16 protein-coding genes are annotated in these 15,067 nt (G+C 62.2%); 1 reads left to right on the forward strand and 15 read right to left on the reverse strand.

Annotated elements, in window-relative coordinates; translation table 11 throughout:
* Positions 1-35 precede the first annotated feature (35 nt).
* The 15 genes from lepB to A1D30_RS13380 all read right to left on the reverse strand — a co-directional run bounded on the left by lepB (position 36) and on the right by A1D30_RS13380 (position 14,417).
* A complete protein-coding gene (lepB, locus tag A1D30_RS13315) occupies positions 36-1,010 on the reverse strand; it encodes a signal peptidase I (RefSeq protein ID WP_063461202.1) in 975 nt (324 codons plus the stop codon).
* A complete protein-coding gene (lepA, locus tag A1D30_RS13320; RefSeq protein ID WP_063461203.1) occupies positions 1,010-2,818 on the reverse strand; it encodes a translation elongation factor 4 in 1,809 nt (602 codons plus the stop codon). The genes lepB and lepA overlap by 1 nt, the downstream gene beginning before the upstream one ends.
* A 513-nt stretch (positions 2,819-3,331) precedes the next feature.
* Complete coding sequence (locus tag A1D30_RS13325) at positions 3,332-4,801, reverse strand: Do family serine endopeptidase (protein ID WP_063461204.1); 1,470 nt, start codon at positions 4,799-4,801, stop codon at positions 3,332-3,334.
* A 161-nt stretch (positions 4,802-4,962) separates the two neighbouring features.
* Positions 4,963-6,042, reverse strand: a complete 1,080-nt coding sequence (locus A1D30_RS13330; RefSeq protein WP_063461205.1) for a MucB/RseB C-terminal domain-containing protein — start codon at positions 6,040-6,042, stop codon at positions 4,963-4,965.
* Between the two features lie 42 nt (positions 6,043-6,084).
* Positions 6,085-6,753 (reverse strand): sigma-E factor negative regulatory protein, encoded by a 669-nt coding sequence (locus tag A1D30_RS13335; protein ID WP_082836446.1) that lies wholly within the window; start codon positions 6,751-6,753, stop codon positions 6,085-6,087.
* 9 nt (positions 6,754-6,762) lie between these two features.
* On the reverse strand, positions 6,763-7,389 hold the full coding sequence (gene rpoE / locus A1D30_RS13340; protein WP_063461206.1) for an RNA polymerase sigma factor RpoE: 627 nt from the start codon (positions 7,387-7,389) through the stop codon (positions 6,763-6,765).
* Positions 7,390-7,395: 6 nt separating this feature from the next.
* Entirely contained in the window at positions 7,396-7,902 is a 507-nt protein-coding gene (locus A1D30_RS24800) for a hypothetical protein (protein WP_082836460.1), read from the reverse strand.
* 138 nt (positions 7,903-8,040) lie between these two features.
* Entirely contained in the window at positions 8,041-9,285 is a 1,245-nt protein-coding gene (gene fabF, locus A1D30_RS13345) for a beta-ketoacyl-ACP synthase II (RefSeq protein ID WP_063461207.1), read from the reverse strand.
* A 47-nt stretch (positions 9,286-9,332) separates the two neighbouring features.
* Positions 9,333-9,572 carry an acyl carrier protein gene (acpP, locus tag A1D30_RS13350; RefSeq protein WP_003058049.1) on the reverse strand — a complete coding sequence of 80 codons (240 nt, stop codon included), beginning with the start codon at positions 9,570-9,572 and terminating at the stop codon, positions 9,333-9,335.
* 103 nt (positions 9,573-9,675) lie between these two features.
* Complete coding sequence (gene fabG, locus A1D30_RS13355) at positions 9,676-10,434, reverse strand: 3-oxoacyl-ACP reductase FabG (RefSeq protein ID WP_063461208.1); 759 nt, start codon at positions 10,432-10,434, stop codon at positions 9,676-9,678.
* On the reverse strand, positions 10,431-11,381 hold the full coding sequence (gene fabD, locus A1D30_RS13360; protein ID WP_063461209.1) for an ACP S-malonyltransferase: 951 nt from the start codon (positions 11,379-11,381) through the stop codon (positions 10,431-10,433). Before fabD ends, fabG begins: the two co-directional genes overlap by 4 nt.
* Before the next feature lie 61 nt (positions 11,382-11,442).
* Positions 11,443-12,420: a beta-ketoacyl-ACP synthase III gene (locus tag A1D30_RS13365; RefSeq protein WP_063461210.1), complete on the reverse strand. Its 978-nt coding sequence runs from the start codon at positions 12,418-12,420 to the stop codon at positions 11,443-11,445.
* Positions 12,420-13,472 carry a phosphate acyltransferase PlsX gene (gene plsX, locus A1D30_RS13370; protein WP_063461211.1) on the reverse strand — a complete coding sequence of 351 codons (1,053 nt, stop codon included), beginning with the start codon at positions 13,470-13,472 and terminating at the stop codon, positions 12,420-12,422. The genes A1D30_RS13365 and plsX overlap by 1 nt, the downstream gene beginning before the upstream one ends.
* A 103-nt stretch (positions 13,473-13,575) precedes the next feature.
* On the reverse strand, positions 13,576-13,758 hold the full coding sequence (rpmF, locus tag A1D30_RS13375) for a 50S ribosomal protein L32 (protein WP_005794249.1): 183 nt from the start codon (positions 13,756-13,758) through the stop codon (positions 13,576-13,578).
* Between the two features lie 110 nt (positions 13,759-13,868).
* Positions 13,869-14,417 (reverse strand): YceD family protein, encoded by a 549-nt coding sequence (locus tag A1D30_RS13380; RefSeq protein ID WP_063461212.1) that lies wholly within the window; start codon positions 14,415-14,417, stop codon positions 13,869-13,871.
* A gap of 25 nt (positions 14,418-14,442) precedes the next feature.
* Here A1D30_RS13380 and A1D30_RS13385 point away from each other — a divergent pair, with 25 nt between their 5' ends.
* Positions 14,443-15,042, forward strand: coding sequence for a Maf family nucleotide pyrophosphatase (locus A1D30_RS13385; RefSeq protein WP_063461213.1), 600 nt, complete (start codon positions 14,443-14,445; stop codon positions 15,040-15,042).
* Positions 15,043-15,067 lie beyond the last annotated feature (25 nt).

The following is a 15,067-nucleotide window of genomic DNA, read 5'->3' on the forward strand; positions in this document are numbered from 1 at the left end:
CCCCCTCACTATGTGGTGTGCATCGGCTGCGCGTATCAGTGGAACGCACCGATGCGCTTGAGATTACCGAAATTCATCCAGACAAAAAAGGCCTTGCCCACGATATTGCCCTCTGGAACAAACCCCCAGTAGCGAGAGTCCAGCGAGTTGTCGCGGTTGTCGCCCATCATGAAATAGTGGCCTTCGGGGACCTTGCAAGCGACGCCTTCCACACTGTAGCGGCAGTTTTCGCGATAGGCAAAATTGCTGGCGCCTTGCACAAAAGCGGGCACGTCGGGGTTGTTCAGCAAGCGGTGGGGCTTGTCACCCAGCGTTTCCTCGAACTGTTTGAAGTAGCGCATCGCGTCTTCTTCAAAAAAGTCGGGAATCGCTTTTGTATCAATGGCCTTGCCATTGATCGTGAGGCGCTTGTTGATGTAGGCGACCTCGTCACCAGGCACCCCGACCACACGCTTGATGTAGTCCATGCTGGGCTGCGGCGGATACCGAAATACCAGCACGTCGCCACGCACGGGCTTGTTGCCCTCGGTGATCTTCGTGTTGATGACCGGAAGGCGCAGGCCGTAGGTGAATTTGTTCACCAGGATCAGGTCGCCCACCAGCAGGGTCGGGATCATGGATCCGGACGGAATCTTGAACGGCTCAAACAGAAAGGAGCGCAGGAAAAACACCGCAACAATCACCGGAAAAAGCCCTGCGGTCCAGTCCAGCCACCAGGGCTGCATGAGGATCTGACCTTTGGCCTCCTGCACATCCACGTCGATCTTCTGGATGCCCATGCGGTCCAGCTCGGCGCGGCGCGCCACGGCAGCATCCTCGATCGCTTGCGCCGCGCGGCGCCGTGCCGGCAAGAAGTAGAACCGCTCCGCCAGCCAGTACGCACCGGTGATCACCGTGGCCAGAAACAACAGCAGCGCAAAGTTGCCCTCGATAGCGCCAAAGTACCAGGCGCCGACATAACCGGCAAAACCGGCCAGCACCAAAGACGTGAGAATTTGCATGAACTGCATCAATCTTCCACCTGCAAAATAGCCAGAAACGCCTCTTGGGGCACCTCGACCGAACCGATCTGCTTCATCCGCTTCTTGCCCGCCTTCTGCTTTTCGAGCAGCTTGCGCTTGCGGRAAATATCCCCGCCGTAGCACTTGGCCAGCACGTTCTTGCGCAAGGCCTTGATGGTCTCGCGCGCAATGATGTTGGCGCCAATCGCTGCCTGGATGGCCACGTCATACATCTGGCGGCTGATGATCTCGCGCATCTTGGCAACTACGGCGCGACCCCGGTACTGGGATTGCGAGCGGTGCACGATGATGGACAGTGCATCGACCTTTTCGCCATTCAGAAGGATGTCCACCTTCACCACGTCGGACGCACGGTATTCCTTGAACTCGTAGTCCATGGAGGCATAGCCGCGCGACACCGACTTGAGCTTGTCGAAGAAATCAAGCACGATTTCGCCGAGTGGCATTTCGTAGGTGAGCATCACTTGGCGACCGTGGTACGCCATGTTCATCTGCACACCACGCTTCTGGTTGGCCAGTGTCATCACCGGGCCCACGTAGTCCTGGGGCATGTACAGGTGCACCGTGACGATGGGCTCGCGGATCTCCTCCAGCCGCCCCTGGTCGGGCATCTTGGAAGGGTTCTCGACCATGATCACTTCGCCATCGGCCTTGACCACCTGGTAGACCACGCTGGGCGCCGTCGTGATGAGGTCCTGGTCAAACTCGCGCTCCAGACGCTCCTGCACGATTTCCATGTGCAACAAACCCAGGAAGCCGCAGCGGAAACCGAAACCCAGCGCCTGGCTGACTTCCGGTTCGTAATGCAAAGAGGCGTCATTGAGCTTGAGCTTTTCAAGCGCATCGCGCAGCGAGTCGTATTCGCTCGCCTCGGTCGGGTACAGACCGGCAAACACCTGGGGCTGGATTTCCTTGAAGCCGGGAAGCGCCTCGGTGGCAGGGCCTGCGTTGTTGGGCAACTTCTTTTCGAGCGTGATCGTGTCGCCCACCTTGGCGGCCTGCAGCTCCTTGATGCCAGCGATGATGTAGCCCACCTGCCCTGCGTCGAGCGAATTGCGCGGCTCGTTGGCAGGCGTGAACACACCAAGGTTGTCCGCGTTGTACACCGCACCACTGGCCATCATCTTGATGCGTTCGCCTTTCAGCAAACGGCCATCGACCACGCGCACCAGCATCACCACGCCCACGTAGCTGTCGAACCAGCTGTCGATGATCATCGCGCGCAGCGGGCCGTCGGCATTGCCACGCGGCGCAGGCACCTTGGCCACGATGGCTTCGAGGATCTCGTCGATGCCCATGCCGGTCTTCGCTGAGCAAGGGATGGCGTCGGTCGCATCGATGCCGATGACATCCTCGACCTCGGCCTTCGCGTTGTCGGGATCGGCGTTGGGCAAATCCATCTTGTTGAGCACAGGCACCACTTCCACACCCAGGTCCAGCGCGGTGTAGCAGTTGGCCACGGTCTGTGCTTCTACGCCCTGCGATGCATCGACGACGAGCAGTGCGCCTTCACATGCAGACAGTGAACGAGAGACCTCGTAGGAGAAGTCCACATGGCCCGGTGTATCGATCAGATTGAGGTTGTAGATCTGACCATCGCGCGCCTTGTACTGCAGCGCAGCGGTCTGCGCCTTGATGGTTATCCCACGCTCTTTTTCGATGTCCATCGAGTCCAGGACCTGGGCCTCCATCTCACGCTCCGCCAGCCCGCCACACCGCTGGATCAAGCGGTCGGCCAGCGTCGACTTGCCATGGTCGATGTGCGCAATGATGGAAAAATTTCTGATGTGATTCATCAACGGAAAGCGTCAAGTGATTGAATTAAAACGGCGCCCACAAGAAAAAAGGGCGCGTCGAGTGGCGACGCGCCCTGAACCAACAATCATTGGCAACTGCGATAGTTGGAGCTTCATTGTAGGCAAAAAGGCCGCTTGGAAAAGCCCGCCCGACTGCACTGAGGGGGAGTTGCCGGTCTGCAACAGGGATTTTATACACAGTTTATTCACAGTTGGCACAACAACAACGCTGGACAACTTGTGGGTGAGCTGTGGATCAGCTGTGCATTGCACCAAACCATCCCGCATCGTGAACCCGACGCCAGTCAATATGCAGATAAGCGTTTAACGGAAGCCTCTATTCTATCGAATCTGGTTGATAGGCTCCCCAAAAGTTAGCAAAAGCTAACATCTAGTCATCTTCCGATGGCGACGCAAAAAAGCCAAAAAAGAAATCGATCACCCAAAGGCCCGCTCAAAGAAGAGGGGAATCAGCCCTGTGTGGGGCCGCCCCTCCCCTCCAACAGCGCCGCGTCAGCGCCCAGACCGGATCAGGGCGTACTGGGCCCATTCACCGCGCCGGTACAGCACGTTGATGGACTTGCTCTTGTCGGCCTTGGCGAGTACCGACTCAAACTCCTTGACGCCCGAAATTTCGGTATTGGCCACCGACAAGATGATGTCCCCTTCGCGCAGTCCCGCACGGGCTGCAGCGTCAGTGGCAGCGGCCACCACCACGCCGCCCTTGAGCTTGAACTCCTTCTTCTGCGCGTCCGTCAGTTCCGTCACCGACAGCCCCAACTGCTGCGCAGCTGCGGAGGCCTTGGGTTTTTCCTCACGCTCGGCCACCTTGGTAGCAGGCTTGTCTGGTTCGATTTCTGCGATGGTGATGCCGAGATCACGCGACGCCCCCCGGCGGAACACCGTCACCGTGCTTTTGCTTCCGGGCTTGGTATTGCCCACCAGGCGCGGCAGGTCTGCCACCTTCTCGATGGGTTTGCCGTCAAAACGCGTGATGATGTCCCCGGCTTCCACGCCGGCCTTGTCGGCGGGCGACCCGCCCTCGACACCCGTGACCAGCGCACCTTGCGCCTTGCCCAGCCCAATGGACTCGGCCACATCTTTGGTGACCGCGCCAATCTGCACGCCAATGCGTCCGCGCGTCACGCGCCCCGATGCACGCAATTGTTCGCTCACCCGGATGGCTTCATCCATGGGGATAGCAAACGAGATGCCCATGAAGCCACCTGAGCGTGAATAGATCTGGCTGTTGATGCCCACCACCTCGCCGCGCATGTTGATAAGCGGGCCGCCCGAATTGCCGGGGTTGATCGCCACATCGGTCTGGATGAAGGGCAGGTAGTCCCCCGTGTCGCGCTGCTTGGCACTCACGATGCCCGCCGTGACGGTGTTCTCCAGCCCAAAGGGGGAGCCAATTGCCATCACCCATTCACCCACCCGCAGGCGGCTCACATCCCCCACCTTCACCGCCGGCAGGCCCGTGGCTTCGATCTTGACCACCGCCACGTCCGTGCGCTTGTCTGCACCCACAATCTTGGCCTTGAACTCGCGCTTGTCCGGGAGCGTCACGATGACTTCATCGGCACCGTCCACCACATGGGCGTTGGTCATGACAAAACCGTCTGCCGTCAGGATGAACCCGGAACCCACACCCCGTGGCTGCTGCTCCTCTTCCTGCTGCGGCCTCTGGGGGCGCTGCTGGCGGGGCTGGTTAGGAATGGGCACACCAAAACGCCGGAAGAACTCCAGCATCTCCTCGTCCATGCCATTGGCACCGGCACGGGAGGACGCTTTTTCGACCGTGCGGATATTGACCACCGAGGGCCCCACCTGGTCCACCAGATCCGTGAAGTCCGGCAACCCCCGGACCACGGCCGCTGGCTGGGCCCACGCCACCTGGGGCAGCGCCACGGCGCCGGCCACCCCGGCAAACATGCACGCGAGCGCCACAGAGCGCAGCTTATTTCCATCGAACTTCGGCATCTTCGACCTTTCGTGAATTGTGCAAATGCTGGCTATCAACTTGGTGTGACTGTGAAGAGTGTGCCGCGAAATGGTTCCCGGCAAAGACCCAGGTTCTTCGCCACACTATCAGTCAACCAGGCCAGGAAGGGGCGTTTGCCACCCCGCGAGGATGGACGCGCTCAGCGGACGCGTTCCAGTTGTCCGGCAAAAAGGCGCAGCGTCTGCAAGGGGACCTCGCCGACAGCCGTCAACCAGGTGTCCGGCGACACCCGCTGCGCCAAGAGCTGCGTTGCACCCATGCCCGACACCTGGGATTGCGCCGGGTGACGCTGGGGGTCAAAAGACTCCAGGAACAAGGACACGGAAGCCAGTCCATCGGAGTACAAGCATTGCAGCACGCTTTGCGCATCGTCTGCACCAGAAACTGCCCGGCGATGGCAACTGACAGGCACGAACCCCGCCACCGGCTGCCGCAGCGCCCAGCCCTCGGCCTGGGCCGTCGTCTTCACGACGGCTGGGGCGACCACCTTGTAGCCCATGGTTGAATCCATCAAGCGGGAGAGCTGCTCCACCCGCACCGATGCATTCAAATCAAGCTCCGAAAAAGCGGCCTGCTCCAGCACCCGCCCGTCCAAGGCCAGGGTTTGCAGCTTCACCACCAGCCCGGAGTCCCGCTCCACCCACAGGCGATAGCCAAAGCGCAGGGCATCCAGGGGTTTGAACCACACCACATCGGACACCAAGCCCGCCACCCGCTCCTGGCCTATCAGCTGCGAGGTATAAAACTGGGCCGTGGATGTGCCGCTGACCACCGGCACGCGCGGGAAAAGCCCGGCCGCATCGCGCCGATCCGTGCGCACCACACGCGCCTGCGGCAAAAAGGTACGCACCTCATCGTTGCGCCGAAAAACAGTGCGCGGCGTGCCGCTCAGCGACTCCACCCGCTCCATCTGCTGAAGCCCATCGCAGGCATGCCAGATGCGGGAACTGGACATGGCTCCGTTGGCAGACATCACCACAAACACCCCGGCGTAGGATTTGCGGCAGGGCGCACTGTGCATGCGCTCAATCCACTGCGCCACATCGCGCTCGGCAGGGACCGATATCGCCTCCGAGGAAGCAGCAGCAGGATTGCCCCCGCCAGGGCCTGCGGCCAGGGCTGCTGATGCCACCAGGCCCGACGCAACCACCGCCCCACACCACATCAGCCACCGATTGCGAAAGATTCCAGCAGCGCCCAGCACTCCCAATGTGTTCATCACGCGATCTCACCGCCTGGAGCAGGCATCCTTATTCCCAAATCAACGGCCAGGGGTTTCAAAGGTGGCATTGCGCAGAAAACCCGCTGGCATCTGCAGTGCCGATGTGCTGCCAAACTGCTTGTGGGCGGCCAGCAATTCATCCAGGCGGGGATCCCGCAGCATCACCTGCTGCCCGTCAGCGTCGGCCACAGCCACCACGGGAGCCCCTGGGGCCGGGCTGCTGCGCTCGGGCACGGCCGCCATCTGTGCCCCTGCCCCTGCTGCAGGGCCCGCACCTTGCAAACTGGCCAGGGATGTCCAACCGATCGCCGCCACCGCAGCCAGGGAAGCAAAGCCCGCCACCATCTTCCAGCGGAACACGGACGCATTGGCAGCCTCGGGCAGTCCGGCAGCAACCACGGCCACGGGGACCGGAACTTGGGGGCGCTCAGGCAGCGCCTCCTGGGCCAGTTGTTCACGCAAACGGGCCATGAATGCCGGGTTGGCAGGCTGCGCAAGGTCTGCCGAGCGCAGCACATCGCCCACCAGGTGGTACAGCTGCCAGGTCTTGGCCCCGTCCTCGTCCTCCGCCGCATAGGCGAATGCGGCACTCAGTTCGTCGCCCTGAAGCTGGCCATCAGCCAGCGCAGACAGCCGCTCCCGACGGTCCGCCCCTTGGTCCACGGGGCCACCCGCCAGTCCATTGATACCTGTTTCAGCCTTGTTCATTCCATCACCTCACCACCGTTTGCCCGACTGGTTCTCAAGCAGAGGGCGCACTTTGGCCGAGATGGCCTCACGCGCCCGAAAAATCCGGGACCGCACCGTGCCGATGGGGCATCCCATGGCCGCCGCGATCTCTTCGTAACTCAAACCCTCAATCTCGCGCAGCGTCACCGCCTGGCGCAAGTCATCGGGCAACGCCTCCATGGCCGCATTCACCACCTGCGCAATCTCTTGGGCAGCCAGTACGGTCTCGGGGGTTTCGTCGCTGGTTAGTTCATGTCCGAGGCGGGAAGTTTCATCCTCGTCCTCACCGCCCCGGAATGCGTTTTCTGAGATGACCGGGTTGCGCTTCATGTCCATCAGCGCCTTCTTGGCAGTATTGACGGCAATGCGGTACAGCCAGGTGTAGAACTGCGCATCCCCACGGAACTGGTGCAGCGCCCGGTAGGCTCGGATAAAGGTCTCCTGGGCAATGTCCTGGACAAGGTCGGTGTCGCGCACCATGCGCCCTATCAGGCGCTCAATGCGGCGCTGGTACTTGATGACCAGTAACTCATAAGCGCGCTGATCGCCCGCTACCGTGCGCTCCACCAGGTGGAGATCGCTGTCTTCGGGGGGAGAAGGCGAAATTACAGTCATGGATACTCAGGATTCACGCCCCACGGCCGTGGCCGGGGCGGTTGCGTCAGGGTTGTCAGCGCCCGGTACGGCGCGCGAATATACCGCACGGCGCATGTCCAGCCAGCGCTCGGGCTGGCTCGCACGCTCCAGCCAAAGCCAGGTGCGGTGATGCCCCCACGGAGAGACACACACCCAAAGATGGGCCTGCAGGTCAAGAAGGACTTCAGGCGGCGCAGAAAGTGCCCGGAATATTTTTTCAGGCCCATCGCCTTCCAGGACCCATCCCTGCCCGTCCCAGCGCAGGGTACCCACAAATTGCTGGCGCCAGAAATGCACCGCGCCCGCTGCAGCCACCAGCCAAACGCCAGCAGCAGTGCTTGCAGACACCCAGGACAGCATCGCACCTTCCGCAAGCCAGGCCCACAGCACCGCAGCCCCTGCCAACAACAACACGACCAATGCAGCGCCCAAGGCCATGCTGCGCCGCACGGGGTAGAGCACAGCAGGCGCACGCCGTGTGGGTCGGTTCATGGCATCGGGGTCAAACTGAAACCGCGCCACAGCGCACGAAAACCCCCTGCCCTGCTGGACAGGGGGAGGGCATTCGGTGCGCTGGGCCGAGGGCGTCCACGGGCATCGATGCCACGAAGAAAAAAGCTGTCCGCTGGATCAGATGCGCTTGAAAACCAGCGTGCCGTTGGTGCCGCCAAAACCGAAGTTATTCTTTACGGCCACGTCAATCTTCATATCCCGCGCCGTGTTGGCGCAGTAGTCCAGATCGCACTCGGGGTCCTGATTGAACAGGTTGATGGTGGGAGGCACCTTTTGCTCGTGCAGGGCCAGCACGGTGAAAACACTTTCAATCCCCCCCGCACCACCGAGCAGGTGGCCCGTCATGGATTTGGTGGAGCTGACAACGGTCTTGTAGGCATGTGCACCCAAGGCCGCCTTGATCGCGTTGGTTTCGTTGATGTCGCCCAGTGGAGTGGACGTGCCGTGCGCATTCAGGTAATCCACCTGGTCGGCATTGATGCCTGCATTGCGCAAGGCGCTGAGCATGGCACGGCGGGGGCCATCCATGTTGGGGGCCGTCATGTGGCCCGCATCCGCACTCATGCCAAAGCCACTGAGTTCGGCGTAAATCTTGGCGCCACGGGCCTTGGCGTGTTCGTACTCTTCCAGCACCATCACGCCAGCACCTTCGCCCAGCACAAAACCATCGCGGTCCTTGTCCCAGGGGCGGGAGGCTGTCTGGGGGTCATCGTTGCGGGTGGACAGGGCACGCATGGCAGCAAAGCCACCAATGCCCAGTGGCGACACCGTGGACTCTGTGCCACCAGCCACCACCACATCCGCATCCCCGTATTCGATCATGCGACCCGCTTCTCCGATGCAGTGCAAGCCCGTTGTACAGGCAGTCACCACAGCCAGATTCGGCCCTTTGAAGCCGAAGCGCATGGACACATGGCCGGCCACCATATTGATGATGGACGCGGGCACAAAAAACGGCGTGATACGCCGAGGCCCACGGCTGGCCAGTTCCGCATGGGTATTTTCGATCAGCGGAAGGCCGCCAATGCCAGAGCCGATCACACACGCAATGCGTGTGGCGAACTCGTCACTGAGCGCCTCGCCCGTAGGCAAACCGGCGTCTTGCACGGCCTGCGCAGCTGCGGCAATGCCGAAATGGATGAAAGCGTCCATCGCGCGCGCATCCTTGGCGCTGATGTACGACTCCAGGTCAAGACCTTTGACCTCCCCCGCGATCTTGCAGGCGAAGTTCGACGCATCGAACTTGGTGATGAGATCAATGCCGGACTTTCCGGCAAGGAGGTTGGCCCAGGAATCGGCCACCGTGTTACCCACGGGGCTGACGCAACCTAGGCCGGTCACGACAACGCGACGACGGCTCATGCGTAAAAACCTTCTGCTGATCGCTTGAGTCAGGCGCAGGGCGCCGCTCAGGCCTTCTGGTGGGTATTGGCGTAGTCGATGGCGTTTTGCACCGTGGTGATCTTCTCGGCGTCTTCGTCCGGGATCTCGATGCCGAATTCGTCTTCCAGAGCCATCACCAGTTCCACCGTGTCGAGCGAGTCGGCACCGAGGTCTGCCACGAAGGCCTTTTCATTGGTGACTTGGGACTCTTCCACACCGAGTTGTTCGGCAATGATTTTTTTGACGCGTGCTTCGATATCGCTCATGGTTTCCCTCTGGGGGTTGTGAATGAATCCGCGATTCTAGCCGCTTAAGGAGAAGCCCCTAAACGACCCGCCGTCCGGATGAACCGGCGTTAACTTATCTTAATTACATGTACATGCCGCCATTGACATGCAACTCCTGCCCCGTCACATAGCCCGCCTCGCGCGAAGCCAGGTAAGCGACCGCATGCGCGACGTCCGCTGGCTTGCCCATGTGGCCCAGCGGGATCTGCGCATTGAGCGCTTTTTGCTGATCTTCAGGCAACACCGAGGTCATGTCCGTCTCGATAAAACCAGGCGCCACGCAGTTCACGGTGATGCTGCGGCTGCCCAGCTCTCGGGCCAGTGCGCGCGTCATGCCCGCCACACCCGCCTTGGCGGCGGCGTAGTTGGCCTGGCCCGGATTGCCCGATGCACCCACCACGCTGGTGATGCTGATGATGCGCCCAAAACGCTGCTTCATCATCGGGCGGATCGCGGCGCGGCTCACACGGAACACGGCCTTGAGATTGGTGTCCATCACCGCATCCCAGTCGTCGTCCTTCATGCGCATGGCCAGGGTGTCGCGCGTGATGCCGGCGTTGTTCACCAGCACATGCAGGCCGCCTTGTTGTTTGACGATGGAGTCCATCAGGGCCTCAACCGCCGCCACATCGTTCACATTCAGATTGGCACCCCGGCAGCCCGGATAGGCCGCCAGCGCCTGGCTGATGCGCGCAGCACCTTCATCCGTAGTGGCCGTACCCACCACCTGGTAGCCGCGCACCGCCAGCTCTAGAGCAATCGCTGCGCCAATGCCGCGCGATGCGCCGGTCACCAGCGCTACTTGCGCCGCCTGAGCTACCGTCTGGGTCGATTCCGTCATGCCAACAACTCCCGGGTTTCGGCCAACGTGGCCGAGTCAAACAATGCTGCGCCGACCAGTTCGGGGTCGATGCGCTTGGTCAGGCCCGCCAGCACCTTGCCGGGGCCACATTCAACAATGTGCGTCACGCCACGGCCCTTCAGCGCCTGCACGCATTCAACCCAGCGCACCGGGCCAAAGGCCTGGCGGTAGAGTGCGTCGCGAATGGCGTCCGCGTCCTGCTGCACTGCCACGTCCACGTTGTTGAGCACTGGAATCTGGGGCGCGGCCAGCGCCACACCGGCCAACGCCACGCGCAGCTTTTCAGCGGCGGGCTTCATCAGGCTGGAGTGGAAAGGCGCAGACACCGGCAGCAGCAGCGCGCGCTTGGCACCGGCCGACTTGAGCACTTCACAGGCCTTGTCCACACCTGCCTTGGTTCCGGCAATCACGGTCTGGATAGGGTCGTTGAAATTGACGGCCTCGACCACCTCGGTGGTGCCGGACCCGAACGATGCCAGCGCCTCGGCACACCCGGCGATGACCTTGGAGGCTTCCATGCCCAAAATGGCGGCCATGGCGCCGGTGCCCACCGGCACAGCCTCTTGCATGGCCGCAGCGCGCAGTCGCACCAGCGGAGCCGCCTGTGCCAGCGTCAGCACGTCGGCCGCCACCAGGGCCGAATATTCGCCCAGCGAATGCCCGGCCACTGCCACCGGGGCAGCCCCGCCCTCAGCACGCCAAACACGCCAGGCCGCCACACCCACCACCAGCATCACCGGCTGGGTGTTGGTGGTCAGCGCCAGCGCCTCCTTGGGGCCCTCTTTGATCAGGGCGCCCACATCTTCACGCAGGGCATCCGATGCTTCTTGCAGGGTCTGCGCCACCACAGGGTGATCACCCCACCCATCGAGCATGCCCACGGACTGGGAGCCTTGTCCGGGAAAGACAAATGCAAAAGACGTCATGACAAAATCCAGAAATTTGAGAGAAATTGGGCGCTACCGCCTGTCCACATTGGCTTGATAGCTACAACTTCAGGAGCACAGCGCCCCAGGCAAAGCCACCACCCACCCCCTCCAGCAACAGGGTCTGACCCTTGTGGACCTGGCCGGAGCGCACGGCGTGGTCGAGCGCCAGCGGAATGGAAGCCGCAGACGTGTTGCCATGCTGATCCACGGTGACCACCACTTTGTCCATGGACAGCTTCAGCTTGCGGGCCGTGCCCTGCATGATGCGGATGTTGGCCTGGTGCGGAATCAGCCAGTCGATGTCCGCTTCGGTCAAGCCGGCCTTGGCCAATGCGGCATGGGCGGCTTTTTCCAGCACCCCTACCGCCAGCTTGAAAACAGCCTGCCCATCCATCTTGAGGAGCGGATCCCCCAGCACCTGGCCACCCGACACATTGCCCGGCACACACAGAATGCCGACATGTTTGCCATCAGCGTGCAGGTCGCTCGACAGGATGCCGGGCGTCTCGGACGCCTCCAGCACCACTGCCCCGGCGCCATCACCAAACAACACGCAGGTGGTGCGGTCATTGAAGTCCAGGATGCGGCTGAAAACCTCGGCGCCGATCACCAGGGCGCGGTTGGCCGCCCCCGTCTGGATCATGGCATCTGCCACCGACAGCGCGTACACAAAACCGCTACAGACCGCCTGCACATCAAACGCCGGGCAACCATTGGCCCCCAGCTTGTTCTGCAAGATACAAGCGGTGGAGGGGAACACCATGTCAGGCGTGGACGTGGCCACGATGATCAGGTCGATGTCCGTCGGCTGCAGCCCGGCCGCCTGCAAGGCGTTGCGCGCGGCCTCCAGACCCAGATCGCTGCTGGCCACATCGGGGGCCGCAAAGTGGCGCGCCCGGATGCCGGTGCGCTCCACAATCCATTCGTCAGAGGTTTCGATGCCGCGCTGGCCCAGTTCGGCCACGAGATCGGCGTTGGTCAACCGGCGGGGCGGCAGGTAGCTGCCGGTGCCGGTAATGCGGGAGTAGCGTCTCATCAATGTGTCGTCGCCGCTGCGCCAGGCTGGGGCTGGGCGTCTGCAGGCACCAGAAGCGGTGCCGCATGCGCAATCCGGGTCCGGACACGGTCGAGCAGGTTGTTGCGGGCTGCATCATACGCCCGGTTCAAAGCCTGCTCGAAGGCCATGGCGTCGGCCGATCCGTGACTCTTGAACACCAGTCCGCGCAGGCCGAGCAGCGCCGCGCCGTTGTACCGGCGGTAGTCCATACGCTTCATGAGCGCTTTTAGGATCGGATAAGCGATGATCGCCGCCATTTTCGTGAAGATATGACGGGAGAACTCGGTCTTAAGCGCCCCAATGACCATCGAGGCAACACCCTCGCTGGCCTTGAGCGCCACATTGCCCACAAAACCGTCACACACCACGATGTCCACGGTGCCTTTGAAAATGTCATTGCCTTCAACATTACCAAAGAAGTTCAAATCACCGGAACTGGCAGCAGATCGCAGCAGTTCACCCGCTTTTTTGATGACTTCGCTGCCTTTAATGACCTCTTCGCCAATATTCAGCAAACCCACGGTGGGCTCACCGCCCTCCTGAAGGGCCGACACCAGGGCGGACCCCATCACGGCAAACTGCAGCAGATGCTCAGCCGAGCAATCCACATTGGCCCCCAGGTCCAGCACCGTGGTGGCGCCGCCCGTGGCATTGGGCAGCTGGGTGGCAATCGCTGGGCGGTCAATCCCATCCAGCGTCTTGAGGAGATAACGGGCGATGGCCATCAGCGCGCCGGTGTTGCCCGCCGAGACGGCCGCCGATGCCGCGCCGTCCTTGACCTGCTGGATGGCCACGCGCATCGAAGAATCCTTCTTCTTGCGCAAGGCCACCTCCACCGGGTCGTCCATGGCCACCACTTCGGAGGCGGGAACAATGGCAGCACGGTCGTGCGCAAACGCCTGCAGGCTGCCTGGCAGGCCTACCAGCAGCAAACGAGCATCGGGATGGTGTTCGAGAAACTGGCGGCACGCCGCGAGCGTGACGCGGGGGCCATGGTCGCCCCCCATGCAGTCAACAGCCAGTGTGATCATGGGCGACTTGTCCGACCAACGGATGGGGCCGGAAGAAAAATACGACGGTCAAAACAAAGGCCCGCACTACAGAAGTAGTTGCGGGCCTTGATGGGTGCTGAAATCAGGCTTCAGACTTGTTCTTCAGCACCTGACGGCCACGGTAGAAACCGTTGGGGCTGATGTGGTGACGCAGGTGCGTTTCACCAGTGGTGGGTTCCACAGCAATGCCTGGCACGTTCAGGGCATTGTGCGAGCGGTGCATGCCGCGCTTGGAAGGGGACTTTTTGTTTTGCTGAACGGCCATGATGGCTCCTGATCTTGAGTAGGTTGGTAAAAACGCGATCAGCCCAAAAGACACGATGGGATTCGCGTGAAGCCCACGATTATAACCCAAATGATTTTTGGGTCAGCCAATCACCCCTTGGGATCCTTGCGCAGCCCGGCGAGCGCAGCAAAAGGGTTGGGTTTTTCGTCGTTCGCTTCTTCGAAATCGTCGTCGGAAGAGGCCAGCGGCACGGCCGTGGGGCATTCGTCGTGTTTGGGCACCACGGGCAAGGCCATCAGCAGCTCGTCCTCGATGAGTTCGTGCAGGTCGAACTCACGGCTCAGGGCGAGCAGGTCTTCCTCGCTCTCGTCGTCCAGCGCCTCGGCCGTGGCCTCGTCCGCCACAAAACGGAACTCGCGGTCCACCTCCAGCGGCACGTCTACGGGGGTCATGCAGCGCTGGCATTCCATGGGGAAACTTGCGCGCACCTTGATGTGCAGCCACACCTGGCCCATGCCACCCAGCGCGGTACGCACTTCGCCCACCGCCTCCCAGTCCACCAGCAGGTCGGGGTGCAGGCCCTTGGCCTCTTGCGCCAGGCGTTCGTACTTCAGCAGCGAGTCGTGGCCCGCCAGCCGTCCGCCCGCCTGTGCAAAGGCTTTCACGTCCAGGCGCTGCAGGGAGAATTCCTTGGTCATGGCGGCAGTGTAAGAGAATCGGCGCATGCATCAATCCCCCCCCCTGCAACGCCCTCTGGTATTGGGCTCCACCTCGCGCTACCGGCGTGAATTGCTCGAGCGGCTGAACCTGCCTTTTGAGGTCGCAGCCCCGGATGTGGACGAAACCCCCCTGCCCGGCGAAGCCCCGCGCGATCTGGCCCTGCGCCTGGCGCTGGCCAAGGCGCGCGCCGTGGCGCAGCAGCATCCCGGCGCCGTGGTAATTGGCTCCGACCAGGTGGCCGACCTCGCGGGTAAGCCCCTGGGCAAGCCGGGCCAGCACGAACGCGCCGTGCAGCAACTGCGCCAGATGCGCGGCCAGACCGTGGTGTTCCAGACCGCGCTGGCCGTGGTGTGCGCCGCCACCGGCTTTGAGCAAGCAGACCTCGCCCCGGTGGAGGTGAAGTTCCGCGACCTGTCCGACGAAGAAATCGAGCGCTACCTGCGCGCCGAACAACCCTACGACTGTGCGGGAAGTGCCAAGAGCGAAGGCTTGGGCATTGCGCTGCTGGACGCCATCCACAGCGACGACCCCACGGCCCTCATCGGCCTGCCGCTGATCCGCACCTGCCGCATGCTGCGCGCTGCAGGGCTGGTGCTGCCATGATGAAGCACCCCCTGAGTCGCTTCGC

The sequence above is a fragment of the Acidovorax sp. GW101-3H11 genome (assembly GCF_001633105.1).
In the GTDB taxonomy this organism is placed as follows: domain Bacteria; phylum Pseudomonadota; class Gammaproteobacteria; order Burkholderiales; family Burkholderiaceae_C; genus Acidovorax.